Origin of the sequence: Mesobacillus maritimus (assembly GCF_019749255.1) — a bacterium.
Lineage (GTDB): Bacteria > Bacillota > Bacilli > Bacillales > Cytobacillaceae > Mesobacillus_B > Mesobacillus_B maritimus_A.
In genome coordinates, this window is sequence record NZ_JACWFH010000014.1 from 1 (window position 1) to 25,820 (window position 25,820).

The following is a 25,820-nucleotide window of genomic DNA, read 5'->3' on the forward strand; positions in this document are numbered from 1 at the left end:
TTTTACGTGTCTACTCTATAGGGTACATTTTATTATTATGGCAGTGTTTTTTTTATTGTTTTAGGAAAACCTATATAGGTACTCTTGTGAAATCCAAATCAATAGGTTTGTATAAGGAATCACTTTTTCCAATTTAATGGTAATATTTTTGTGGTTTAAGGAAAATATAAGGAAGCAGTGAACTCCATTAATTAATTTTATTAATTAAGTCATGGTGGATGTTCCGTTCTTAGAAAAATTAAATGTTATAAAGGAATGACATCATGCTATGAGGCGACTAAGTAAATCTGAAGCAATTCTTTGGTCCATTGCCCTTCCTGGCTTTCCCCAACTACTATCAGGACAATTCCTCAAAGGGGCATTATTGGTATTGCTTGAATTTGTTATTAATGTAAATAGTAATTTCAACCGGGCAATCATGTATAGTTTTCTATGGGAAATAGAGAATGCTTTTAAGGTGGTCGACTACCAATGGTTGATGTTTTATCCTTGTGTGTATATGTTTTCAATGTGGGATGCATATCGCCATACATTAGATAACAAAATTAATGGAACCTATTTACCCTTTGTGTTTGGCGCTTATTTTGTAACTGTAGGTTTAATGCTTTCTCCGAAAATAAAGTTGTTTAGTGTTTCATTAGGACCTGTTTTTTTGCCAATGCTCTTTCTAGTACCGGGTCTTTTAATTGGATATATCATAAAAGTGATCATAAATAAAACTTCAAGAAAGGAGTGATGATCTTGTACATTTTATTCGCATACGGATAGAAGGTTATCTAGTTAATATTGCCTTCCTCAAAATTCCATTTAAAAACCCCCAAAAACGTACAATCCTCTCCGTAGCCTTTAAGTGAACGAAATCTTCATAATCTATAAAAATAGTTGCATTATGGCAAGTTTCTTCATTTGAATTGGGCACTTTGTCTACCTCTTTCTTCAACCATCATAATTGACAGGTTATGATATACTTTTGGGAGAAATGAGGTGAGACTAATGCTAAGTTTATTGTTTATGGCCAAAAGAAAACCGAAAACGCTTGAAGAAAAAGTTCTTTTAATTCAACAGGGTGATGTTAAACTACGCGATGACTTAATTCTTGCATATAAGCCATTTATTGCGAAAACTGTTTCTTCTATCTGCAAAAGGTATATCAATGAAAACGACGATGAATTTAGCATTGGACTCATTGCTTTTAACGAAGCAATTGAAAAGTTTTCTAGTGATAAAGGGAACTCCTTACTTAGTTTTGCGGATATTCTAATTAAAAGGAAAGTAATTGATTATATCCGCCAACAGGCTAGGAATCCTCAGACTGTATCGGTGAATTTTGAGAGTGAGCTTCTCGAAGAAGAAGGAGCACGTACGACCATCGAGGATGAAATTTCATTAGATGACTATCGGAAAAGGCTGGAAGACCAACAAAGAAGGGAAGAGATTGTCCAATTTCGGCAGGTCCTACTTGAGTTTGGATTGTCTTTTGATGATATTGTGCAACAGTCTCCTAAACATGCAGATGCTCGAAAGAACGCTATTGAGGTTGCCAAGATTATTATTGAAAATGAAGACTTGAAACAACACTTGTTGGATAAAAAGAGATTGCCAATTAAACAACTAGAGAAGCTAGTAAGTTTAAGTCGAAAAACCATCGAGAGAAACAGGAAATATATTATCGCCATCTCCTTAGTTTTTTTGGGTGATTATATGTATCTGAGGGAGTATTTAAAAGGAGTGCTAGAGGAATGAAAAAGGGAGTAATCCTTGAAGTTAAAGAACGTTATGTTACTTTAGTGACACCCGATGGCGAATTCATGAAAACCCGTAAACTCCAACAGGACTACCAAATAGGTGAGGAATTATATTTTTATCCTATTGAAAGAGAAGAAGGTAAAGCAACATTCTTAACAAGTCTTAAAGGAATGAAGGGGAGATTAATCCTCCTTTCCTTCGTTATGTTTCTAACTGTCTTCCTTTTTCCTGTTAATGAAAGCCGACGAGCTTATGCGTATATGTCTATTGATGTAAATCCTAGTATTGAAATGGGGTTGAATGAGAAGCTTCTTGTGGTTAGTATCGTAGCATTTAATCAAGAAGGGGAGGAGATTCTTGAAAAGGTAACAGACTGGAAACAAGAAAAAGCAGCTATTGTGGCAAAACAGATACTGAATGAAATAGAAGGGCAGGGTTACCTCAACCAAGAAAGAGAGGTACTCATTTCAACAGTTAATATTGAGAATCAATCAACGGATATAGAACTTGAAGAAACCGTAGAGGAAATACAGAAGGTAACAGATGAGGATGAGCTGATTGTAACAGTCGTTACGGCAACCCCTGAGGAAAGGGAAAATGCGGTTATACAAGGGTTAACTACGGGTGTGTATAAACAAAACCAGGAACCTAAGAATGAAAATCCTACTAGTAATAAAGGGACCAATAGGAAAGATAAATCAAACCAACCCGGAACTAAAGGAAAGGATCGTTCGCCAGAGGTAGATCACTCTCAGAATGGTCAGAAGAGTGGTAAAGGGGAGAACAATGACACTGCACGAAAGAAAGAAAAAGAACAAAATAATGTGAAAAACAACAATAAAGGGAACAACAGTAAAAAAGAAAAGAACAATAATCATGGGAACAACAGTAAAAAAGAAAAGAACAACAATCATGGAAACAACAGTAAAAAAGAAAAGAAAGACAATCATGGGAACATCAGCAATAAAGGAAAGAACACAAATAATGAGAAAAAAAGCAAAAAAGATGAAAATAAACAGAATAACAATAACCGAATAAAGGAAAAAAACCAACATTATCAAGATAAGCATAAGCCGAAAAACAGCCATAATAAAAATAACCAGTATGATGACAACAATCCGAAAAACAATCATCATAACAACAACCAACATAAAGACAACCATCATGAAAGCAAAAACAGAGGGAACGGAAATGCCTCAAATGAAAAAAATTAAACAGGGACTACTAATAAAGTAGTTTTCATGTAGGTTATTTTAACGTTGAATATGTCATCATTAATAACAGTCTAAATAACAAAGTCCGGCAAGGTATTGCCGGACTTTTATTATTCCAATGCTATGAAGTTTTAGTTATTATGATTGACCTTGGTTTCTCCCAGATAATTCGGCCTGTGCTTGTTGAACAAGGCGCTTGGTTATTTCTCCGCCAACGGAACCGTTTGATCTTGATACTGTATTTGCCCCTAGCTGTACACCAAATTCTTGAGCAATTTCATACTTAACTTGATCTAGGAACTGCTCGACTCCTGGAACTAGTAGTTTGTTTGAGTTTCTAGCCATTTCGTCAACTCCTTGCTGTGTTTGCAGTTTTTTTATCTGCATGATTAGTTTTTTCATTTTGCATCAATCTATGTATGGAAAAGTTTAGTTACGCCAAAATACATTGTAAGAATGTTAGTGGTGAGTTAGATATTTACTTCTTCCCTTTGCTTTGATATTTTAGAATACAAGACCGTATAACGTTTTATCTTAGAGGCTTGTCTATATCTAGCTTTAGTTTATGGGCTTGTAAGCTTGTCTAGCTCCTGTCCTAAGGAATCCGGGAGACATAAGGCCTTTCTAAGACCACACTATGCAAGGGCGTGCTTTGGTGCTCTAGGCCATTTCCCGCTTTACAGGGTGCTTGATCTATTCTAATAGGGTATTTAGAGAAAGAAAGGAAAAATTTGATGTTTAACAATCTAAGAAAGAAGCTAAGTAACCTTACACCAGCACAAATGATTGTTGTTTATTATTCAATAGCAGTGTTGGTTTCGGTCAGCTTACTTAGTTTGCCATTAGCAACAAAGCCAGGAGTCAGTTTTACATTTATGGATGCTCTCTTTGTCGCTGTTAGTGCCGTTAGTGTAACAGGACTCACGACAGTAAATATTAGCGAAACCTTTACTGCAACCGGGAGCTACATCCTAATGTTTATTTTTCAATTTGGCGGGATTGGAATCATGGCTTTAGGAACTTTTTTTTGGTTAATTATTGGGAAGAAGATAGGGCTAAAAGAGCGTCAATTAATTATGGCCGATCAAAATCAGACAGGTTTGTCTGGTGTGGTCAAGATGTTAAAAGGAATTCTGCTAATTATTACGATCATCGAACTTTTTGGTGCTCTACTATTGGGGGTACACTTTCTTAATTATTATCCAAACTGGCATCAGGCCTTCATGCAAGGGCTATTTTTGTCTGTAAGTGCAACAACCAATGCAGGCTTTGATATCACTGGAGCGTCTATGATTCCATATGCAAACGATTATTTTGTCCAACTGGTTAGTGTTATTTTAATGGCTCTAGGAGCTATCGGGTTTCCAGTATTAATAGAAACGAAAGAGTATCTGACCCAAAGAAATAAAAATAAGCATCTATTTAGATTTTCACTCTTTACGAAAATTACAACAGTTACCTTTTTAGGATTATTGGTTTTTGGAACGCTAATTATCCTTATTTTAGAGCATAATCATTTTCTAGCAGATAAAAACTGGCATCAATCTTTTTTCTATGCTCTTTTCCAATCTGCAGCAACTAGGAGTGGTGGGTTTGCCACGCTAAATATTAATGATTTCACAGAGTCGACGCTTCTTGTCATGAGTTCTCTCATGTTTATCGGCGCGTCTCCTAGTTCAGTTGGTGGAGGGATTCGTACAACAACATTTGCCCTTAACTTGTTATTTCTCTACCATTTTGCGAGAGGGAATCGTTCAATAAAAATCTTTAAAAGGGAACTAACGGACGAAGATGTAACAAAATCGCTAGTGGTCACAACCTTAGCTATTTTGATTTGTTTTACTGCAGTCGTAATCTTAAGGATAACAGAAGAACATGAATTAATTGCGATTCTTTTTGAGGTATCTTCTGCCTTCGGTACAAGTGGTCTCTCAATGGGGATTACTCCAGATTTAAGCACGATGGGAAAATTTGTTATTATCATACTAATGTTTATTGGACGTGTTGGTCTCGTGATCTTTTTACTATTTATCGGTGGAAAAGGAGACAAAACTCAAATCCATTATCCGAAGGAAAAAGTAATTATTGGGTAATGACCATGCAATGGATGCCAATTTTAAAAATCCGGGAAACCCCCGGATTTTTAGTTAGAGATTTTTCACTGCTAAAGCAGTGCGCTTGCGCTTTTATTTTTAATCTTGCCCTTTGCTTACATCAATTGTCGGGTGCATGAAGGGATAGGCTTGGGGTTTCCGCTTTTCCTCAAGCAATTCTTGGTTTTCAGCAGTATTCCATCCAATATCATTCGTAGGATGAACCCACTGGTCCCCTGACATGATGGCTGGGTCTGTATCTTCACTCCAATTTTCCAAAGGTGAATTGAATGAGGAGTAATGGCTATCCCCAATAATCACTCCTTGCTCATTTCTAAAAGGAGGCTGAATATTTATTCCAGTCCCTTTAAAACTTGGGGCACTAATTTGGTGTGGCAAGGTATTGTCAATATCAAGCTTTTGTTCAATCCTTTTTTCTTTACCCATTTTCCACTCACCTCTTTAATCTATTTTCTGTTGATTAAGTCAATTTATGATGGTTTTCCTCAAGTAAAATAAGGAAACCTAACGTATACATAAACAAAGGGAAAACGTGAAAAATAAGATTGCTTCATTCAATGGAGGTGGGTTAAATGGCAAAGCGCAAAGCAGAAAGAAATGCTGTTGAAAAATATACAAAAACACCGCATAAAAACAACCATGAGACGGAATTCTCTGCTGAATTTTCACATGGAGAAGATGCAGGGAAATTTGCAAACCGGAATTCAAAGCAAGGACGGGAGGGGAGAGCCTAATGAGTAAAAAGAAAACTAAGGAACAGAAGGAAACAGCAAATGTTGAATTTGGTGTGGAATTCGGTGACTTAAACGCTGCGAAAATGTATGAAAGGCCTTTCCCTCAAAAAAAGAACAAGACGAAAAAGTAAAAAAGACATAAGTAAAGCCGGCTTCTGCCGGCTTTACTTATGTTCATTATAAGAATACACTGTAGCCTGATCCAGGGATGGATGAAAATAAACAACTAATATAGACGGAATTGTATCTATTTCTCCGGTATTTAAGTATTTATCAAGGTCGAAGGCAAGCTCTTCAATCACTGAATATTTATAAAAGTCCTTTTCAGCGAAGGTAAGAGGCTCAGGTAAGATACCGCCCGCTATCACTTTTTTATATAGTTCGGCTCTTTCTTTTTTATCCTTGTCTAGCTCCCACCATGGCTTTCTCGGCTTTTGCTTTTTCCCTGCTAAATAATCATACTTCATCAAACCCTCAATAACCATTAGATTTTCTGTGTTTCGATCTTTTAGGAATTGATAAAGTCGACGAAACAAATCCTCAAGTTGGTGCCCGATTCGTGACCATCCTTGCTTCTCCCAATAAGCCCCAAAATCCTGAAAGAAATCAAATGGGGTTGGGAAGGTTTGTGTGACTAAATACTCGATCGTTGCATTCATTCTATGGTCATTCCAGTATTTTTCTAGTACGTCTTCTACTTGTTTGATGCGGATGATGTCATGAAAAGAAAGAACATTATTGCCAAGTATCTCATATGGAGAGTGATCCATATAAATATAGTCATGCTCCTTGGCACGAAGTCTTAGACCAGTACCTCGAAGCATTTTAAGAAAACCAAGTTGTAATTCTTCAGGACGCATGGCAAATACATCATTAAATGTCTTTTTGAAGGATGTATAATCCTCTTCAGGAAGCCCAGCAATTAAATCTAGGTGCTGATCAATTTTTCCACCTTCTTTTACCATGGTGACCGTTCGTGTTAATTTATCAAAATTTTGTTTTCTCATTACGAGCTCATTTGTATAGTCATTCGTCGATTGAACGCCAATTTCAAATCGAAATAAACCGGCAGGAGCATTTTTGTTAAGGAAATCAATGACTTCAGGTCTCATGATATCCGCGGTAATTTCAAATTGGAAAACGGTTCCTGGGAGATGCTCATCAATGAGAAATTGAAACATTTCCATTGCGTAGCTTCGGCTAATGTTAAAGGTACGATCCACAAACTTAATTGTTTTTGCCCCGTTTTTCATTAAATACCGAATATCTTCTTTAACCTTTTCTCGATCAAAATACCGCACCCCCACTTCAATTGAGGAGAGACAGAACTGACAGCTAAATGGGCAGCCGCGGCTTGTCTCAATATAAATGACGCGTTTAGACAAATGGGGGATATCTTCAATCAACCTGTGTGGTGATGGAAGCAATTTTAAATCAAGTTTATTTATCTGGGGATTGAATTTTACACCCCCTTCTTCCCGATAGACGATTCCACTCACTTCTTTTATTCCTTGCTTGGTATCAATGGCAGTTAGAAGTTGTTTAAAGGTGTGTTCCCCTTCACCGATAACAATGTAATCAAATTCTTTTACTTGATTCATCCAATCAATATAGTCATAAGTAACTTCTGGTCCACCAACAACAATCGTGATTGAGGAATCAATCTTTTTAATCATTTTAATTACTTTTATGGTTTCTTCAATATTCCAAATGTAGCAGCTGAATCCAATGACTTGGGGCTGTTTTTGGATTAAATCAGATACGATATTGATGATTGGATCCTTAATCGTATATTCGGCAAGAGCGATATCATATTCAGGCGCTGCGTAAGCTTTTAAATAACGTATTGCGATATTTGTATGGATATATTTTGCATTTAATGTTGCACAAATAATGTTCATATAATTTCTCCTTCAATAGTGGGTACCAAAACAACATATCATTATACCTCATTCTAGCCCAAATACAAAGGACCCATCCAAATGGATAGGTCCTTAAAGTCTATTGGCTGAAAAGTTTATTTTTATACAATTTGATTTGCCCCTGTACTCGTGCTTTATATTTTGCAAGAAGGGTTACCCTTAATTCGATGAAGGGTTGAGCAAGTGCTGTAGCAAACCGACTCGAAAGAAATAAGGTGAGCGTTAAAGAAGCCAGCGCAAGTAAGAAAAGATTCTCTGTATCACTAAGATAATTGGTTACTTTACTTTCTCTAAATACCCGGATAAAAAAACCGTGAAGTAAATATACATACAAGGTGTTTCTGCCTAGGTTCGTAAAGAAGTATTGATTCCTAGGGACAATGGCGAGAAAACTGAAAACCATAATGGTACTTAAAAAATACAATCCTAATCGAATCATCATTCCAATCACAGGAGATGAGTTCAAAGCACTATAAGATTTAGATCCAAAGAGCCACTGATAGTTCATATCAGGGTAAAAGTAATAAAATACAAATGCAATGATAAAAACACAAATCGTTAACATTCTGATAGCTGGCTTTTGCAACAAGTGAATATGTTCTCTAGTTAAATAGAAACCAAGGAGAAACATCGGGAAAAATACAAAGGTTCTTGATAAGCTGAGATAATTGGACACCCAATCAATGTAGCCAACTCCAAGTCCAATGAGAATGGCTAGAGTTAAACCCAGTAGTGGTTTTAACCGTGAAAAACCCAGAAGCATCAAATGCCAGAAAAATAGACTAATTAAAAACCACAAGGACCAATGTGGATTAAGGGGGTCTATCGTAAATTGGGATTCATTGTATAGAAAATAGTAAAAAATAGAATAGACAAGCTGAAAGATAAGATAAGGGATAATTAATTTTTTTGCAATCTTTTTTATATAGCCTTTATCGTAGATTCCTCGGGCAAAGAAACCTGATATTAAGATAAATGCCGGCATATGAAAAGTATAAATCACTTTATAAAGAGTGTAGACTAGTTCATTGTCTTGAATGAACGACTGAATCAAGTGTCCAAAAACGACAAAAAATATCAGAATAAACTTGGCGTTATCAAAATAGTAATCGCGCTGTGTCATACTTCCTCCTTTTGATAGCCCCCTTTTTATCCTTTACCCATTGTAACGGAAAGAAAACTAGGCTGATAGTAGAAAGAGCGTAATGTAATTCAAAAGTAAATAACGACTCATACTTTGTAATCTTTCTCTCAATTCTGTAATAGGTTTTTTTGCTAAATGTTGATATACAGAAGGGATGATTCGATTATATAAGTTTTAGAACGGTTTTACCTAAGTAATATTTGGAAATACATCCTGTTTAACAATCTGTACTAGTGAAATTAGAATACTATGATATATACCACAGCGGAAACTTTTCAACAAGCATAAAACCAAGGAAAAATTTACAATATTTTACATACAGTGCAGGGGGAAAGTATGTCTATCTTACCGAATAAGAATGGATTAGGAGATTAGGCTGGAATCAATAGGGGCTTAGGTGCCAGCCTTGCTGGAAAGATGCTTGCTGAAGCAGGTGTGTTCGGTTCAGGGTTGAATGCTGCTAATTTCGCTTCCTTTGGATCAGAGAAAAAGGGATACCCAGTTAAAAATTTTATCCGTTTTGTGACCCAGACACAGAAATTTGACTACATAGTCCGATTGAGAAAGCTCATATCATAGGAATTTTTCATGAAGCGTTATTATTAGGTAAGAAAAGAAGAAGCAAAGTGCCTCTTTGCTTCTTCTTTTTTATCACGTATATTAATTAAGAAGGGAATGATATCAATGCGAATGTATACAACGGTAGAAACAGACATTGGAAAGCTTTTCATCGTTGCTGAGAACCAAAGGCTTTCTGCCATCCATATAGGGGAAGAGGATTTTTATGCCAATGAGGATATTGCGCATACTCGTAAAAAGTTGGAAGACCCTTTATTGCTGGAGAGTGTTGAACAGATAAATGAATATTTCGCTGGAGAAAGAACGAACTTTACCTTGCCTCTAGAGCAGAACGGTACGGTTTTTCAGATGGAAGTGTGGAAGAAACTTGATGAAATTCCCTATGGGAAAACAAAAAGTTATCAGGAAATTGCTCAAGCGGTGGGAAGGCCAAAAGCAGTTAGGGCAATAGGACAAGCCAATAAGGCAAATAAGCTTCCAATTATTATCCCTTGTCATCGTGTAATTGGTAAAAATCAAACGCTCACAGGGTATGCTGGAACACGGGTAGAAATAAAAGATCGTCTGCTTTGCCTAGAAGGTGCTTCATTTAAAGCTGATAAGCGAAAAGCATAAATCCCTCGTGGATTTATTTTTTTTAAATAATACTCAACAATGAAAGCACTTTATTAGTAAAATGTTTATTTTAATTGAAAAAATTACCATTGTGTGAGGTTTAGGTGATTTTGTCAGATTACTAGATTTTTCATTTTTGAAAAGTGTCGAAGGGAAATTATTATTTAAGAAAAATGTCTAATTTTGCGAATCTATTTACAATAAATTAAATATCTGTAATACTGCTTTAGTAACCAGGTCATTCTATTAATAGAGTGAAAGGGAAAGGGATCGGATTAGGGGGAATGGGAAGTGCGGGAGAACAACAATCCTTTACTTGTGCAGATTCAAACAAAGAAAGAAGAGATGTTTGCATATGCACAGCAAACAGGATTTAATAGCATGGAGACCATTAGCTGTAGTCAAGAATTAGATAAGTTAATTTATGAATATCAAATCTCGATGCAAGCACCACTTACGAATAAAGCGAAGGACAAACTTCAATTTAGAAATTTTTTATGGTTTTTCCAACATCCACAAAAAGCAGCCGGCAGCGTTGAAGCATAAGTTGTTCTTTTAAGTATAAGTACGTTTTTTCAGATGCCACTGATAATTTCTATCAGTGGTTTATTTTGTATTTACCAAGAAGGTTTGACTAGAAAGTATGGCTACAGCAGGGGAACAACGTCAAGCTTAAACCAACTACAATTAGAGCCTTTGGGTAACGGAGTTCTGATACTCTCTTACTCTTTACCCCTTAAAGTAAAAACTAAACCTAAAAAAGAAAAAAATGAATTTTTGGGCTTTTGCATCATTGTAAATCGAATATAAATGGGGCATTGTCTTGTGATAAAGGTCACTACATAAGAGTTCCTTAGACCCTATACTCTACTTATACTTAACGTGAAAAGGGGTAGGAACCAATGGAGGCTTGTATGAGTTCAATGCTAGGGAATACACCAGTACAATTAAGTGAGGGGTTGCATCAGTTAAAGAGTGAGCATCCTCCTTTATTAAAGAAACTAGATGAATTATTGAAACTTTGTTTAAAAGTTGAAAACGGGGAGAATACAAGTGAAAGTTTTGCAATCCTCCGCCCTTCAGTAATTGAATTTTTTGATGAGCTAGCTCTTCATTCAGAACGAGAGGAAGGCGTATTATTTGAAATGATGGCTGTTTATATCGGAAGAGAAACAGGACCGATTGCTGTCATGGAATATGAGCATGATCGCGCAAAATCCCTTATCAAAACATTCCTTAAAAACACCGAAAAAGGGCTTGAAGATTATACTGAGGAAAAAATGAAACAGGATGTTGCTCTGGTTAAAGAAGCCAATTATACATTAGTGGATCATTTCTCTAAAGAAGAAAATGTCTTGTTCCCGATGGCTGAAAGAATGCTCAAGGATGAAGAAAAACAAGAGCTTTTAGAAAGAATAAATATAATTAAATAGAAATGAAAAAGGAGAGATTAATGTCTCTCCTTTTTCATTTCTATCTTTCCTTTATTGGTGCCAGCTTGAAAGTGTTTTATCAGATGGTAGAAAAAGAGTGAATAATCCTAGAAGTGGGAGAAAACCTGTAAGCATAATCGTCAGAGGTAATCCTATTAAGTCTGCTAAATAGCCTAAACCTATTGAGCCAACAGCTCCCATTCCAAATGCAAAGCCGACGGTTAAACCGGCCATTGTACCAATTTTGCCTGGAATAAGTTCTTGAGCATAAACAACGGTAACGGAGAAGCTTAACATTAGGATAAAACCTGCGACTGAGAGCATGATAAACGCTAGTGTAGCTGGGACAAAAGGGATAAAAGCAGAAAGAGGTGCTGCTCCTAGCATGGAAAAAAAGATAATATTTTTTTTCCCAAAACGGTCTGCAAGTGGACCACCGAAAAATGTTCCAAGTGCACCAAACACCAGGAAAGCAAATAGAAACATTTGCGATTCTTTTATCGTTAATGCATATTTTTCAATTGCATAGAATGCATAGTAATTGGTCATACCTGACGTATACCAGGATCTAGCGAAGATTAAAAATAAGACTAGAATTAAGGCTGATTTAATGGATTTAGAAACTTGATGGTCTATCTGTTTCATGGCTCTTTTTACTTTTTTTTGAGTGCTGGAGTATTTTAGCTTTTTAGAGTACCAGTTTGCAATATAAATTAATAACCCTACTGCAAGTGCAGCAACTATGGCGAACAAAGCTGCTCCTTTTTGCCCTAGAGGTACCAAGATGAGGGCAGTAATTAGCGGTGCAAGTGCTTGCCCGGAATTTCCCCCAACTTGATAAATGGACTGAGCAAGCCCTCTCCGTGGTCCTGCCGCCATAAAGGCAACACGTGATCCTTCTGGATGGAAGATAGCAGATCCTAGTCCAATTAATAGTACTGAAACAATAATCCACTCATATCTTGGTGCAAAAGCTAAACCTAAAATTCCTACTAATGTAAAGGTCAGTCCAATTGGAAGAGCAAAAGGCAATGATTTCTTATCTGCGATAATCCCGATAACTGGTTGCATAATAGAAGAGACGATATTCAAAGAAAAGGCTATGAGGCCTAATTGGGTAAATGAAAGCCCCATTGATTTTTCAAGGACTGGAAACATCGCTGGTATTACGGATTGAATCGAGTCATTTAATAGGTGACATAAGCCAATGATAAATAATATTTTGTAGGCTGTGGTCTCTTCCCTCTTAGGGGTTGCGTGGACAGCTGCCGCACCTTGGTTCAATACAATCGCCTTCTTTGTTCTGAATTTAAGTGGTACATATGTTATCTTACCAAAATTCAAGTTAAGAGTGGAGGTGGATGAAGAAATCGAAGCAATATTTATTTTATGTTAAAGTACAATGTTCATTTTAGATACATGATTAGTAGTGCATAATAAGCACCACCGAATAACAGCTGTTAATATAAACTCATTAGACTAGAATTGCTGTTAAATCTTGTATTTTCGTTTATAATTAAGTATCAATAGTGATAAAGGACTGAATATTTCATGAAAGATGAACAAATAAATCAATCGTTGAAGCTTTTTATTGTCCTATCAAGGGCTTATCGTGCACTGAACGAGGAAGTAAATAAGGTTATTCAACAAAGAGGGCTAAACCCAACTGAATTTGCTGTCTTGGAGCTGCTGTATCATAAAGGCGATCAACCTTTACAGCAAATAGGTGGAAAGATCCTACTTGCCAGTGGTAGCATCACCTACGTCGTTGACAAGCTAGAACAAAAAGGCTATTTAAGGAGAAATGGGTGCCCAAAGGACCGTAGGGTCACATATGCGCAAATTACTGATGAAGGTAAAGCATTAATCGAGGAGATTTTTCCTGAGCACAGTCAGCGAATCAATGAATTAATGGATGTTCTCTCGCCTGAAGAAAAACAAACAGCTATTGACCTGCTGAAAAAGGTTGGGTTATCAGTAGGGAAGTACTAGTTACAGAATTAATGGTAAAAGGAGTGGAGGATTTCAATGCGATTTGAAGAGTTTACATACAAACGACCTATTTTTGAAGAGGTAAGCACCGCGTTTGAAAATGCGCTCAAGATGTTCAATGGTTCTCAATCCGTTAGTGAGCAAAGCGAAGCAATGAGTGAGATAAATAGGATTCGGAATGAAGTAGATACAATGTTTAATATCTGCTATATTCGTCACTCTATCGATACGAATGATGAGTTTTATAAGGCTGAACAAGACTATCTTGATGAACTCGCTCCAAATATAGAAGGCTTAGTCACCAAGTATTATGAGTCTTTGCTACAATCTCCTTTTCGAAAAGAGCTGGAGGCAAAGTGGGGAAAACAATTATTTGCGCTTGCTGAGGCACAGTTGAAAACCTTTAAACCTGATATTGTTCCACTGCTACAAAAGGAAAATAAGCTATCATCTGAGTATACGAAATTAGTGGCGTCAGCAAAAATTCAGTTCGAGGGTGAGGAAAGAACTCTAGCACAACTTGAACCTTTTACACAGTTAAAGGACCGTGTGATGCGTAAGAAGGCGTCAGAAGCAAGATTTGGCTTTTTTGCAAATCATGAAAGTGAATTTGATACCATTTACGATGAACTTGTTAAGGTTCGTCATGAAATTGCAAAAAAATTAGGCTACAGTAACTTTGTTGAGCTAGCTTATTATCGATTGTATAGAACCGACTATAATGCTGAAATGGTTGCAAATTTTAGGAAACAAGTGGAGAAGTATATTGTTCCAATTGCCTTTAAGTTGAAAGAAAGACAACAAGAGCGAATAGGGGTTTCCACTCTAACTTATTATGATGAACCGTTTAACTTTCAAACGGGGAACCCAGTACCAAAGGGAAGTCCGGAGTGGATCATTAAAAATGGGCAAAAAATGTATGATGAGCTTTCTCCTGAGACTGGAAGTTTCTTCTCGTTTATGGTTGAAAACAATTTAATGGACCTGGTTGCAAAAAAAGGGAAGGCAAGCGGTGGTTACTGTACATACGTGGAGGACTATAAAACACCGTTTATTTTCTCTAACTTTAATGGTACCTCAGGCGATATCGATGTATTAACCCATGAGGCGGGACATGCGTTTCAGGTCTACTCTAGTCGCCATTTTGATATTCCTGAATACTACTGGCCAACTTATGAAGCTTGTGAAATTCATTCGATGAGTATGGAGTTTTTTACATGGCCATGGATGGAGTTGTTTTTTAAAGAAGATAGCGATAAATATAAGTTTTCCCACTTAAGTGATGCGCTCCTTTTCTTACCTTATGGAGTATCTGTTGATGAATTCCAGCATTGGGTTTACGAACATCCAGAGGCTACACCAGCTGAAAGAAAGCACCAATGGCGTGAGATTGAGAAAAAGTATTTGCCCCATCGAAATTATTCGGGGAATAGTTACCTTGAGGCGGGAGGATTCTGGCAACGTCAGGGTCATATTTATAACGATCCTTTTTATTATATTGATTATACGCTTGCACAGATTTGTGCTTTCCAGTTCTGGAAACGTTCGAGAGAGAATAAGGAAGCTGCGTGGGAAGACTATCTTAAATTATGCAAGCTTGGGGGCAGTCTACCGTTTACCGAGTTAGTCAAAGAAGCTAACCTGATTTCTCCATTTGAAGATGGGTGTGTTCAGTCAGTTGTTAGTGAAATTGAAGCATGGCTGAATTCTGTTGACGATAAAAAACTGTAAAGCGAATATCCTTTGTAGCTGTTTTTTTCGATAAATAATAACTAATAACGCCCGGTTCGCATGAACCGGGCGTTATTATTATTTCTTCGTAATCACTATTTCTCCATCGTGCAGCTTGGCTACTAAAGCAGTGGTTTCAGGTTCTTCAAGGATATAATCGGCTAGTTGATCCTCTAGCTGTTCCTGAATGACTCGTCGTAGTGGACGGGCACCAAACGTAGGATGGTAACCTAGTTGTGTTAGCTTTTCTTTTACCTCGTTCGTTATTTCTAATGTTAAGGACTGCTCTGAAAGTAATTCTGTTAATTGTGCTAACATAAGCTCAACAATTTGCAGAAGGTGGTCTTTCTCAAGGGCTTTGAATTCAATGATACTATCAAAGCGATTTAGGAATTCAGGTTTGAAGAAATTCCCTAGTGAATCAAGGATACTAGCTTCGTTAATACCGTTATTTTGTCCAAAACCAACTTTAATACTCCGATGACCGACCCCAGCATTACTTGTCATAATGATCACCGTATCCTTAAAGCTAACTGTACGTCCCTGACTATCTGTAAGACGACCGTCTTCTAATATTTGCAGGAACATATGCTGTACGTCAGGGTGTGCCTTTTCTATCTCATCTAGCAGGATAATACTGTATGGATTACGGCGTACTTTTTCCGTTAATTGTCCTGCCTCATCATGACCAACATATCCTGGGGGAGAGCCAATAATTTTCGAAACGCTATGCTTCTCCATATATTCACTCATATCAAGGCGAATCATTGAATCACTAGAACCAAATAGTTCCTCGGCAAGTGTTTTTGTTAACTCTGTTTTCCCGACTCCTGTAGGGCCAACAAATAGGAAGGAACCGATAGGGCGATGTTTTGATTTAAGTCCGGCACGGCTGCGACGAATGGCCTTTGAAACTTTTTTCACGGCTTCTTCTTGACCAATTACTTTGTTTGCGAGGTTCTCTGCTAAGTGCCTCATTTTTCCTTGTTCTTCTGAGTGGAGTTTTCCCACAGGAATCCCCGTTTTCTTTTCAATGAGCTGTTGTATTTGTTCGACAGTGACCAGTGGGCGTGCATGACCTGAATCAGATTTTAGATCCTTTTCAAGTGCAGCCTCTTCATCGCGAAGTTTTGCTGCCTTTTCATAATCTTCGTTTGCTAAAGCAGCCTCTTTTTCTTTAGAAATGGCGGTCAAACGTTCTTCTACTTGTTCTTTATCTGTATAGCCAGCTTCAAGATTGAGCTTAGACCCCGCTTCATCCATTAAATCAATTGCCTTATCAGGAAGGAAACGGTCTTGTATATAACGGTGTGATAACTGGACACAAGCAGTAATCGCCTCTTCCGTAAAGGTAACTTCATGGTATTTTTCGTATTTGGATTGAATCCCTTTTAAAATTTCTATCGACTTCTCTAAGGAAGGCTCATGCACGTGGACTGGCTGAAAGCGTCTTTCTAAAGCAGGATCCTTTTCAATTTTGCGATATTCCGCTAATGTAGTGGCCCCAATCACCTGAAGTTCACCACGTGCTAACGCGGGTTTTAAGATATTCCCAGCATCCATAGAACCCTCAGCAGAACCAGCTCCAACTACTAGGTGTATTTCATCTATGAATAGAATAATATTCTTTCTTTTTTGTAGTTCTGAAATTAATTGCTTCATACGTTCCTCGAACTGGCCGCGAATTCCTGTATTCGCTACAAGAGAAGCAACATCGAGAAGGTAGACTTCTTTGTTTTTTAGCTTATTTGGTACGTGGCCTTCGGCAATTTTTAACGCAAACCCTTCTGCAACTGCGGTTTTTCCGACACCAGGTTCGCCTATTAAAACAGGATTATTTTTATTACGACGGTTAAGGATTTCAATCACACGGTTAACCTCTTCGTCCCGACCGATGACAGGATCAATTAGCCCCGCCTTTGCGGCCTGGGTAAGATTTCGTCCAAATTGGTCAATAAAGCCATTTCCGCCTCCAGCTGTTTTTTGTTCGGAAGATACGTGAAACATCGGATTTTCGGATTGTCCTGATAATGACTTGAAAATATCAGGAAATTCATGATTAGGAAAACCTTGGAAACCAGAAAAGGAAGGTCCGAATGAGGTCCCAAGCTTTTTCCGTTCTTTTTTATAGCAGTCCTCACAGAGCATCAAATGCTTCTGGCTGCCATTAAGATTTACTTTCAATTGGATCTTTGCTTGATTCTCTAGACATTGTTGACAAAGCATTTAAATTCCTCCTTAGGATTATTGTTGTGAAGATTTGACTTTGACTATCTTTGACTAATTTTGATTTTATTATAGTCTGACCTTCTTTGACTTTCAAGGTTTTTGCCTATATAAAATTTTTCCAATGGCAAATGGGAGTCTCTAGGAAAAAGCTTGTCATGGTTTGTCTCTATCCTCATATATTTGAAACAAGGAGGGAGTTGTGTGAGGACAAACTGGGGAGCCGCGTTTCAGATTGCAGCCGTATATGTAGGTACGGTGGTCGGGGCCGGTTTTGCTACAGGCAGAGAAATAGTAGAATTCTTTTCCCGTTTCGGCTTCGTCGGATTAATTGGAATCTTAATGAGCGGATATTTACTTATATTTATGGGGTCAAAGCTTATGAGAATAGCGGCTCAGATTGGCGCGAACTCTTATGAACAATTTAATGAGTACTTATTTGGAGAGAAACTGGGTCGGATTATAAATTTTATTATGCTCTTTATGTTATTAGGGGTTAGTGCTGTCATGCTTTCAGGCGCGGGGGCAGTTTTTCAGGAACAGCTAGGAATCTCAAAGAATATTGGAATCTTAATTACAATCGGTTTATCCATTTTGGTTATGATTGTAGGAATAAAAGGGTTGTTTGCCGTTAATTCATTTGTTGTACCGATTATGATTGTTTTTAGTTTTATACTTTTTTACCTTTCAATTAAGTTGCCTGGTTTCATGGAACAAGCCCTTTTTATTCCAGCTTCCGAGGAAGGCTGGAAATCGGTGGTTGCCCCATTTACATATACGGCCTTTAATCTTTCACTTGCGCAGGCAGTATTGGTCCCCGTTGCTGCGGAAATCAAAGATGATCAGACAGTTAAATGGGGCGGGATTCTCGGGGGAATAGCGCTAACGCTCATTCTATTAATGGGACATTTCACTTTAATCATGCTACCAGGACTTGAGTCATATGAAATCCCGATGGCGACCATCATGAAGACCCTTGCTTCAGGACTCTATTGGATTTTTATTATGGTCATCTATGGAGAAATTTTCACGTCAGTAATTGGAAATATTTTTGGGCTAGAACGACAGATAAAAAAATACGTAAATATTCCAAGTGTTATGATTGTCATTGGAATTTTTATTGTCTGTTATCTCGTTAGTCAATTTGATTATAGTACATTACTCTCTTATTTATATCCATTATTCGGAAACATCAGCTTAATCTTCATTGTTCTTTTATGGATGAAGCCCTTTAAACCGAACGGTGGAAAGCCAGGTAATAAGTAAACAAGAAAAGGGCCGGCTGCTGCCGTGCCCTTTTCAGTGATATTTGCTTGTCTGCTTAACGTAAAGGAAAAAGCCAAAATAACAACAAGTCAAATACAAGATGGGAGATAATCACAAGCCGGATACTTCGTTTCCAGGCATACAAAATGCCCCAGACAAAACCACCAGTTAGTCCAGCTAAAATGAGTACAAACTCACCAGAATGGATTTGAACAGATGCATATAGAAGTGTAGACAATACAATACTTGTCCAAGGATTGGTGTGAGTTAATAGTTTTTTTTGGATAAAGCCTCTCCAGAATATTTCTTCACCAGGAACGATAATTAAAAATAAAACCAAGTAATGCCAGGTTAGCTCTGGTGAAAATAGCTTGAATAAGGCTGTAATCTGATTACTCAAAGGAAGTTTTAGTAGATCAATCAGTATGTCTCCAATCCAAAACACGCCATATAAGAGTGCCCCTGATAGAATACCAATGAACAAATGGAATTTTCTTGATTCTCGTTGTTCAGTTTCATCCAGAATAGAATAACTGATTAGTATCAGCATCGTTGCAGTGAAAATATACCAAAAGACTTTTTCTTGCTCAAATGTGAAAAAAATGAATAGGTGCGCCAATATATAACCAAAAAGTAAGCGACGGTCAGTGATCAATTTTCTCAAACAAGCCACTCCTTTCTACAAACACCCATTATTGTATCAGATAATAAGGGTGTGAAAAAGAACAATGGTGTATGGGCTGTTTACAGTCTGAAAAATGAATCAATAAAATAAGAAAAGACAAAAAGTAGCACATACTAGCTATTTCTGTCTTTTCTTATTTTATAGAAAAATGATAAAGAGTTTAAACTTTCAGAAATATACAACCTCAATGAAGGCTTTTTCAAACTGCCTTTCCGATTTATTGTAGGGCAGTTTCTTTAACGACTGTATAGTTTTTATGGTTAATAACAGTTCTTTGATCTAATTCAAGATCTCTGTAATTATCCATATAAGTTAAATCAACAATAACAGAATTTTCGTTTACTTTTTCAACAATCCCCTGCAACCCTTGTCTGAATTCAATCACATTCCCCACTTGTGCTTTTTTCAAAGAACCTCTCTCCTTATCTAGTCATTTTCCGCAAATCCTACTAATAATTGGTAATTTTTTTCTATTTCTACATACCAAATCATTGCGGTTTAATAATTATTACTACCATATCTAAAAATTGCCAATTATTCAATGGTTTTTTTGAAAACGCTTTATAAAATTGACAATTATATGGACAATAATAATTTCTGTATGTATGATGATGAAAAAATATTCATTTAGGAGTGGTTTGATGACAAGTGAAGAAGTGAATGCGATATTGGATCAGTTAAAAAAAGGTGAACTTACTGAGTATCATGTTAAAAAGGAAGAATTCCTATCTTTCCGTCAAGTGCTCGTAAGTAGAGAAGATTTCAAACATTTTCGGGGGATTGCCCAACGTGGGGGGGAAGTGTTGTATCAGTATATTGAAACCGCTCGGAGTTAACAGAATTTGGCTATATTTGAAAGAGATTGAATGTTCTTGGTTGAAAACGCTTTATTTCAATTTGGAGATTAAACCTGTCTAAATCAAGTTTTTTTTGTTGTTTTACTAATCATAACCATGATATTCTGTTCATGGTGATAATCGTCGTTTGAATGGTATTGATTGCATTTTACATAAATCTTTCAGGAAACGATTGGAAATATATCTGGTGTGATTTGATTGTCAAATTTGGGTAAACTACTACTAATCTTTAAAAGATAGCCTGAGTTTGACTATGGGATGATGAGCATCATGTATATCACCTATATATTTTTTATAAAGGAGTTTGATTTCTTATGGAAAAAAGCTTTAAAGTTATTGCAGAAACAGGTATTCATGCTCGCCCAGCGACACTTTTGGTACAAGCAGCAAGCAAATTTGATTCTGAAATTCATCTTCAATACAAGGAAAAGAAAGTTAATTTAAAATCCATCATGGGCGTTATGTCTCTAGGGATTGGCCAAGGTGCAGAGATTACAATCATTACTGAAGGTAGTGATGAAAGTGATGCTTTAAACACAATTGAAGAAACACTTAAAAAAGAAGGGTTAGCTGAATAATGAGCTTTCTTCGTGGTATTGCTGCTTCCAACGGTATTGCTATTGCGAAGGCGTACCGCCTAGTTGAACCGGATTTTTCTTTTGATAAAAAAACAGTAGACTCACCAGAGACGGAAGTAGCGCGTTTTCAAGATGCACTTAGCACAGCAAAAGGTGAGCTTGAGCAAATACGTGATCGGGCTGAAAAAGAGTTAGGTGCGGATAAAGCAGCTATCTTTGAAGCACATTTACTTGTATTAAGTGATCCAGAACTTATTTCACCAATAGAAGATAAAATAAAGTCCGAAAAGGTAAATGCTGAACTTGCTCTTAAAGAAATAGCAGATATGTTTGTTTCAATGTTTGAATCAATGGATAATGAATACATGAAGGAACGCGCAGCCGATATCCGTGATGTTACCAAGCGTGTTCTAGCTCATTTATTAGGTATTCAAATTCCTAATCCAAGTATGGTGCAGGAAGAAGTGATCATTGTTGCAGAAGACTTAACACCGTCTGATACTGCACAGTTAAACCGTAAATATGTGTTAGGCTTCACTACAGATATCGGTGGTCGAACTTCACATTCTGCCATTATGGCGCGTTCTATGGAGATTCCTGCTGTAGTTGGAACAAAGAATGCTACTGCTGAAATTACCAATGGCGACCTAGTGGTTATAGACGGACTTAATGGCGAGGTTCATATTAATCCGACGCCTGAAAGGTTAGACGAATATAAAAAGCAACAAGAAGACTTTGCTAAACAAAAGGCAGAGTGGGCAAAGCTTGTTCATGAAAAGACAATTACTGCGGATCAACACCATGTAGAACTTGCTGCGAATATTGGGACTCCTAAAGACCTTAAAGGCGTAGTTGAAAATGGTGGAGAAGCAGTTGGTCTTTATCGTACAGAATTCCTTTATATGGACCGTGATCAACTTCCAACCGAGGAAGAACAATTCACAGCCTATAAAGCGGTTCTTGAAGGCATGGAAGGCAAGCCTGTTGTCGTTCGAACCCTCGATATTGGTGGAGATAAGGAGTTACCTTATTTAAATCTCCCTAAAGAGATGAACCCTTTCTTAGGATTTAGAGCGATTCGTTTATGCCTTGAAGAGCAGGATATTTTCCGTACCCAGCTTCGTGCGTTACTTCGTGCAAGTGTATATGGAAATCTAAAAGTGATGTTCCCAATGATTGCTACTTTAGCTGAATTTAGGGAGGCTAAAGCCATCCTTGAAGAAGAAAAACAAAAGCTTGATAGTGAGGGCATTGAGGTTGCAGAGAAAATTGAATTAGGCATTATGGTTGAAATACCATCTACTGCCATCATTGCGGATCAATTTGCTAAAGAGGTGGATTTCTTTAGCATTGGAACGAATGATTTAATTCAATATACAATGGCTGCAGATCGGATGAATCAACAGGTATCGTACTTGTATCAACCTTATAATCCATCGATTCTTCGACTTGTTAAAATGGTCATAGATGCTGCTCATAAAGAAGGAAAATGGGCTGGTATGTGTGGAGAAATGGCTGGTGACGAAATTGCTATCCCAATACTTTTAGGATTGGGACTAGATGAATTTTCCATGAGCGCCTCTTCAATTTTAAAAGCACGCTCTCAAATAAGAGGTCTTACAAAAGCGGATATGGAAGACTTAGCTTCTAGAGTACTCGATATGGGGACAACTGAAGAAGTAATTGAGGCTGTTAAATCTGTAACATCACTGTAATATAATTGTAACATTATATTTGTTTTATTTTTATGTTTGCGGGTATAAATAAGTAAGCACTTTGGTAAAACTAAAGGTAAGCTAATCATTCTCATTTTCCCCCAGACTTGGCCGGTTGTCTCTGACAACCGGTCTTTTTTTGTGAGGGGGCTCAGATTCAAGGGCTGGTGCACTTGCTTAACGGGAGCTAGCGCTTATGTACTTTCGTATAAATTTCTCTAAATTAAATGTATTCTGATTAAGAGTGATTTATAATTATACTAATGATGGTAGGAGGGGATTAGAATGGATTTACACCTTACAGGGAAGACCGCGGTGGTTGTTGCGTCAAGTCAGGGGCTGGGGCGAGCTGTTGCCGAGGTGCTCTTACAAGAAGGGGCAAATGTAGTTATATCTGGTAGAGATGAAAGCAAACTTAGACGTGTTGCAACTGAGCTTCAAGCATACGGTGAAGTTGCCTATAAACAAACGGATATCACAAAACCTGAAGATATAAAAAGTTTGATAAACATGGCCGTTGAGAAATTTGGAAGGATCGATATATTAATCAATAATGCAGGAGGACCTCCAGCAGGTTCATTTGAAGTACTCTCTGACCAGGATTGGATAGATTCATTTGAATTAAACCTCTTATCCTATATCAGGTTAATTCGCGAGACGCTGCCATTCTTAAAAGTGAATGGAGGTAAAATTATTAATATAGCTTCCTCCTCCATTAAGGAACCTATCCCAGGATTGATTTTATCAAATACGTTTAGAACAGGGATGGTGGGATTAACAAAGACTCTTTCTCAGGAGCTCGCTCCCTATAATGTACTGATTAATACGGTGGCTCCTGGCAATATAGCGACCGATCGGTTGAAACATCTTAATCAATATAATGCTGAAAAACTAGGAATCAGCGAAGAAGAATTAGAACAAAATGCAATCAACAGAATCCCGTTAAAAAGGTATGGACAACCAGAAGAGTTTGCTAAAGTAGTGGCTTTCTTGGCATCTGATGCCAACTCTTATATGACAGGGAGTTCCTTTCTTGTAGATGGTGGATTGGTAAAATCAATATAAATTAGTATTTGCATAGGAGGATATAGAATGCTGACAAAAGAAAACACAATCATTGGTTTTATTGGTACTGGCGTGATGGGAAAAAGTATGGCCGGGCATTTATTAAAAGCTGGTTATCCGCTATACATCTATACTAGAACAAAGGAGAAAGCAAAGGAATTGCTAGACCTGGGAGCTTCATGGGCTTCCACCCCAAAGGAAATGGCTGAGAAAGCTAATGTAATTATCACGATTGTGGGATATCCGACAGATGTTGAAGAAGTCTATCTTGGAAAGGATGGACTTGTCACGAACGGTCGTGAAAATACATATGTCATAGATATGACCACCTCGACGCCTAGCCTGGCAGAGAGAATTAACGAAGAAGCTAGTAAGAAAGGAATCTATTCTTTAGACGCTCCAGTATCGGGTGGAGATATCGGAGCAAAAGAAGCCAGATTAGCCATTATGGTTGGAGGAGATGAGGAAGCCTTTAAGCAGGTTGAACCCATCTTACAGGTAATGGGATCGAATATCATCTTGCAGGGTAAAGCCGGTGCTGGCCAACATACAAAAATGTGCAATCAAATCGCGATTGCCTCTAATATGCTTGGTGTAATAGAATCAATCGTTTATGCAGAAAAGGCTGGTTTAAATCCAGAGAATGTATTAAAGACGATTACAACTGGTGCCGCTGGAAGTTGGTCCTTGTCTAATCTCGCACCAAGAGTTCTTACTGGAGATTTCGAACCAGGATTCATGATTAAGCATTTTATTAAAGACATGGGGATCGCGCTTGAGGAAGCAGAGAAAATGGGAATGGACCTTCCAGGACTTGCATTGGCGCAATCTTTGTATAAGAAATTGGCGGATGAAGGTTTAAGTGATTTGGGAACACAAGCCTTATATAAATTATGGCATCAAGGATAACACAAAAAATCGTTCCTTTCGGGGAACGATTTTTTGTATCAAAACGACATTAACCGAGACTATTAGTTTGACTCAGATAAGATTCTATACGGTTTAGACCTTCAGTGAGCATTTCCATTGAATAGGCGTATGAAAGTCGGAAATAACCTTCTCCGAAGTCAGAAAATGCGCTACCAGGTACGACAGCAACCTTTGCTTTCTCAACTAAATCGAGAGCAAAGGCAAAGGAAGTAGTAGTCGTGTGGTCGGGAATTTTCACGAAAAAGTAAAACGCGCCATCAGGTTTGACCACATCAAGCCCCATTTTAATCAACCGAGTATAAACATATTCCCTGCGCTTCATATATTCTGTTTTCATCTCATCTGCATCGTTTTTTCCTACTGTTAGCGCAGCAATAGCCGCAGCCTGCGATATTGAAGAAGCGCAGGTAACATTGTATTGGTGAACTTTTAATAGATGCTTTGTAATGGCCTCTGGCGCGAATAATAAACCAATTCGCCAACCCGTCATGGAATGTGACTTAGATAATCCATTAATCACAATCGTCTGTTCAGGTAGGAAACGTGCAATAGAAGTATGAGTGTTTTCATATGAAAGCTCACTATAAATTTCGTCAGCAAGAATAAAGATATCCTTTCCTTTCACAAGATCAGCAATTGCCTTAAGTTCTTTTTGTTCAAGGCTAACCCCAGTAGGATTTGATGGATAAGGAAGGACAATGCATCTCGTTTTTTCCGTCATATGCTGTGCAATAAGGTCCGCTGTAAAGCGAAAATCATTCTCTCTAATATCCACATATACTGGTTTTGCCCCGCAAAGTTTAATAATTGGTTCATATCCCGGATAAACGGGACCAGGTAAAATGACTTCTACATCCTGTTCAAGGATGGACCTAAAAACGATATCAATGGCTTCACTAGCTCCAGTGGTCACGATAATTTCAGATTCTGGTGAATAAGATAATTGATATTTTTCTTTGTAAAAACTAGCTGCTGCTTCCCTTAGTTCTTTATAGCCAGCGTTATGGGTATAAGTCGTCTGATTTTGATCAATGGCAAGTTTCCCCGCTTCCTTCACATGAGGAGGAGTAGGGAAATCGGGTTGACCAATTGTTAAGGAAATCATTCCTTCCACACCAGCCACTAAATTAAAAAATTTACGTATCCCTGATATTTCAATCTCTTTTACTTTTTTATTGATTAAATGTTCCAAATTCTCTATCTCCTTTAATCGTTAAATCGTATGTGCTCATTTTATCATGTGTTTCACGAAGGCTGTAAAATAAAAAACTAGG

Annotated in this window: 26 protein-coding genes and 1 pseudogene; 18 read left to right on the top strand and 9 right to left on the bottom strand. The window is 37.5% G+C overall.

The window, feature by feature from the left end:
• Nucleotides 1–268 precede the first annotated feature (268 nt).
• The 3 genes from H0185_RS12825 to H0185_RS12835 all read left to right on the top strand — a co-directional run bounded on the left by H0185_RS12825 (nt 269) and on the right by H0185_RS12835 (nt 2,960).
• On the top strand, nt 269–736 hold the full coding sequence (locus tag H0185_RS12825; protein WP_221873902.1) for a hypothetical protein: 468 nt from the start codon (nt 269–271) through the stop codon (nt 734–736).
• Between the two features lie 248 nt (nt 737–984).
• Nucleotides 985–1,743, top strand: a complete 759-nt coding sequence (gene sigI / locus H0185_RS12830) for an RNA polymerase sigma factor SigI (protein ID WP_343223146.1) — start codon at nt 985–987, stop codon at nt 1,741–1,743.
• Nucleotides 1,740–2,960 (top strand): anti-sigma factor domain-containing protein, encoded by a 1,221-nt coding sequence (locus H0185_RS12835; RefSeq protein ID WP_221873903.1) that lies wholly within the window; start codon nt 1,740–1,742, stop codon nt 2,958–2,960. Before sigI ends, H0185_RS12835 begins: the two co-directional genes overlap by 4 nt.
• Before the next feature lie 138 nt (nt 2,961–3,098).
• Here H0185_RS12835 and H0185_RS12840 read toward each other — a convergent pair whose 3' ends face one another.
• Nucleotides 3,099–3,305: an alpha/beta-type small acid-soluble spore protein gene (locus H0185_RS12840; RefSeq protein WP_221873904.1), complete on the bottom strand. Its 207-nt coding sequence runs from the start codon at nt 3,303–3,305 to the stop codon at nt 3,099–3,101.
• Between the two features lie 389 nt (nt 3,306–3,694).
• Here H0185_RS12840 and H0185_RS12845 point away from each other — a divergent pair, with 389 nt between their 5' ends.
• Nucleotides 3,695–5,053, top strand: a complete 1,359-nt coding sequence (locus tag H0185_RS12845; protein ID WP_221873905.1) for a TrkH family potassium uptake protein — start codon at nt 3,695–3,697, stop codon at nt 5,051–5,053.
• Nucleotides 5,054–5,152: 99 nt separating this feature from the next.
• Here H0185_RS12845 and H0185_RS12850 read toward each other — a convergent pair whose 3' ends face one another.
• Nucleotides 5,153–5,500 carry a DUF3905 domain-containing protein gene (locus H0185_RS12850; protein ID WP_221873906.1) on the bottom strand — a complete coding sequence of 116 codons (348 nt, stop codon included), beginning with the start codon at nt 5,498–5,500 and terminating at the stop codon, nt 5,153–5,155.
• A gap of 146 nt (nt 5,501–5,646) precedes the next feature.
• On the opposite strand from H0185_RS12850, the gene H0185_RS12855 reads away from it, so the two are divergent.
• Together H0185_RS12855 and H0185_RS24290 are read left to right on the top strand one after the other, a co-directional pair.
• Nucleotides 5,647–5,808: a hypothetical protein gene (locus H0185_RS12855; protein WP_221873907.1), complete on the top strand. Its 162-nt coding sequence runs from the start codon at nt 5,647–5,649 to the stop codon at nt 5,806–5,808.
• A complete protein-coding gene (locus tag H0185_RS24290) occupies nt 5,808–5,939 on the top strand; it encodes a hypothetical protein (RefSeq protein WP_281427613.1) in 132 nt (43 codons plus the stop codon). Before H0185_RS12855 ends, H0185_RS24290 begins: the two co-directional genes overlap by 1 nt.
• A gap of 33 nt (nt 5,940–5,972) precedes the next feature.
• Here H0185_RS24290 and H0185_RS12860 read toward each other — a convergent pair whose 3' ends face one another.
• Complete coding sequence (locus H0185_RS12860; protein WP_221873908.1) at nt 5,973–7,709, bottom strand: B12-binding domain-containing radical SAM protein; 1,737 nt, start codon at nt 7,707–7,709, stop codon at nt 5,973–5,975.
• A 100-nt stretch (nt 7,710–7,809) separates the two neighbouring features.
• Entirely contained in the window at nt 7,810–8,853 is a 1,044-nt protein-coding gene (locus H0185_RS12865; RefSeq protein WP_221873909.1) for an acyltransferase family protein, read from the bottom strand.
• A gap of 357 nt (nt 8,854–9,210) precedes the next feature.
• Between H0185_RS12865 and H0185_RS24040 the strand changes: the two are divergent.
• From H0185_RS24040 to H0185_RS12880, 4 genes and pseudogenes are all read left to right on the top strand, one after another.
• Nucleotides 9,211–9,416: pseudogene (locus tag H0185_RS24040) on the top strand (2-oxoacid:acceptor oxidoreductase family protein); the annotation flags it as partial.
• A gap of 142 nt (nt 9,417–9,558) precedes the next feature.
• On the top strand, nt 9,559–10,068 hold the full coding sequence (locus tag H0185_RS12870) for a methylated-DNA--[protein]-cysteine S-methyltransferase (protein WP_221873910.1): 510 nt from the start codon (nt 9,559–9,561) through the stop codon (nt 10,066–10,068).
• 291 nt (nt 10,069–10,359) lie between these two features.
• On the top strand, nt 10,360–10,614 hold the full coding sequence (locus tag H0185_RS12875) for an aspartyl-phosphate phosphatase Spo0E family protein (RefSeq protein WP_343223147.1): 255 nt from the start codon (nt 10,360–10,362) through the stop codon (nt 10,612–10,614).
• Between the two features lie 368 nt (nt 10,615–10,982).
• Nucleotides 10,983–11,501: a hemerythrin domain-containing protein gene (locus tag H0185_RS12880; protein ID WP_221873911.1), complete on the top strand. Its 519-nt coding sequence runs from the start codon at nt 10,983–10,985 to the stop codon at nt 11,499–11,501.
• A gap of 51 nt (nt 11,502–11,552) precedes the next feature.
• Here H0185_RS12880 and H0185_RS12885 read toward each other — a convergent pair whose 3' ends face one another.
• The gene (locus H0185_RS12885) at nt 11,553–12,785 is read right to left on the bottom strand and encodes an MFS transporter (RefSeq protein WP_221873912.1); all 1,233 of its coding nucleotides are present in this window, start codon (nt 12,783–12,785) and stop codon (nt 11,553–11,555) included.
• 267 nt (nt 12,786–13,052) lie between these two features.
• Between H0185_RS12885 and H0185_RS12890 the strand changes: the two genes are divergently transcribed.
• Both H0185_RS12890 and H0185_RS12895 read left to right on the top strand, forming a co-directional pair.
• Nucleotides 13,053–13,493: a MarR family winged helix-turn-helix transcriptional regulator gene (locus tag H0185_RS12890; protein ID WP_221873913.1), complete on the top strand. Its 441-nt coding sequence runs from the start codon at nt 13,053–13,055 to the stop codon at nt 13,491–13,493.
• Nucleotides 13,494–13,529: 36 nt separating this feature from the next.
• A complete protein-coding gene (locus H0185_RS12895) occupies nt 13,530–15,224 on the top strand; it encodes a M3 family oligoendopeptidase (RefSeq protein WP_221873914.1) in 1,695 nt (564 codons plus the stop codon).
• A gap of 78 nt (nt 15,225–15,302) precedes the next feature.
• Here H0185_RS12895 and H0185_RS12900 read toward each other — a convergent pair whose 3' ends face one another.
• Entirely contained in the window at nt 15,303–17,450 is a 2,148-nt protein-coding gene (locus H0185_RS12900) for an ATP-dependent Clp protease ATP-binding subunit (protein WP_221873915.1), read from the bottom strand.
• Nucleotides 17,451–17,654: 204 nt separating this feature from the next.
• Between H0185_RS12900 and H0185_RS12905 the strand changes: the two genes are divergently transcribed.
• Nucleotides 17,655–18,716 carry a YkvI family membrane protein gene (locus tag H0185_RS12905; protein WP_221873916.1) on the top strand — a complete coding sequence of 354 codons (1,062 nt, stop codon included), beginning with the start codon at nt 17,655–17,657 and terminating at the stop codon, nt 18,714–18,716.
• Between the two features lie 55 nt (nt 18,717–18,771).
• Here the strand turns inward: H0185_RS12905 and H0185_RS12910 are convergent, their stop codons facing one another.
• Together H0185_RS12910 and H0185_RS12915 are read right to left on the bottom strand one after the other, a co-directional pair.
• Nucleotides 18,772–19,380, bottom strand: coding sequence for a CPBP family intramembrane glutamic endopeptidase (locus tag H0185_RS12910; RefSeq protein ID WP_221873917.1), 609 nt, complete (start codon nt 19,378–19,380; stop codon nt 18,772–18,774).
• A gap of 238 nt (nt 19,381–19,618) precedes the next feature.
• A complete protein-coding gene (locus tag H0185_RS12915) occupies nt 19,619–19,810 on the bottom strand; it encodes a YkvS family protein (RefSeq protein ID WP_221873918.1) in 192 nt (63 codons plus the stop codon).
• 232 nt (nt 19,811–20,042) lie between these two features.
• Between H0185_RS12915 and H0185_RS12920 the strand changes: the two genes are divergently transcribed.
• From H0185_RS12920 to H0185_RS12940, 5 genes are all read left to right on the top strand, one after another.
• Nucleotides 20,043–20,237, top strand: coding sequence for a hypothetical protein (locus H0185_RS12920; protein ID WP_221873919.1), 195 nt, complete (start codon nt 20,043–20,045; stop codon nt 20,235–20,237).
• Between the two features lie 335 nt (nt 20,238–20,572).
• Nucleotides 20,573–20,836, top strand: coding sequence for a phosphocarrier protein HPr (locus tag H0185_RS12925; protein ID WP_221873920.1), 264 nt, complete (start codon nt 20,573–20,575; stop codon nt 20,834–20,836).
• Complete coding sequence (gene ptsP, locus H0185_RS12930; RefSeq protein WP_221873921.1) at nt 20,836–22,551, top strand: phosphoenolpyruvate--protein phosphotransferase; 1,716 nt, start codon at nt 20,836–20,838, stop codon at nt 22,549–22,551. The genes H0185_RS12925 and ptsP overlap by 1 nt, the downstream gene beginning before the upstream one ends.
• 285 nt (nt 22,552–22,836) lie before the next feature.
• Entirely contained in the window at nt 22,837–23,616 is a 780-nt protein-coding gene (locus tag H0185_RS12935; protein ID WP_221873922.1) for an SDR family oxidoreductase, read from the top strand.
• Nucleotides 23,617–23,643: 27 nt separating this feature from the next.
• The gene (locus H0185_RS12940; protein WP_221873923.1) at nt 23,644–24,525 is read left to right on the top strand and encodes an NAD(P)-dependent oxidoreductase; all 882 of its coding nucleotides are present in this window, start codon (nt 23,644–23,646) and stop codon (nt 24,523–24,525) included.
• 49 nt (nt 24,526–24,574) lie between these two features.
• On the opposite strand, the gene H0185_RS12945 is transcribed toward H0185_RS12940, so the two are convergent.
• Complete coding sequence (locus H0185_RS12945; protein ID WP_221873924.1) at nt 24,575–25,738, bottom strand: aminotransferase A; 1,164 nt, start codon at nt 25,736–25,738, stop codon at nt 24,575–24,577.
• Between the last annotated feature and the right edge of the window lie 82 nt (nt 25,739–25,820).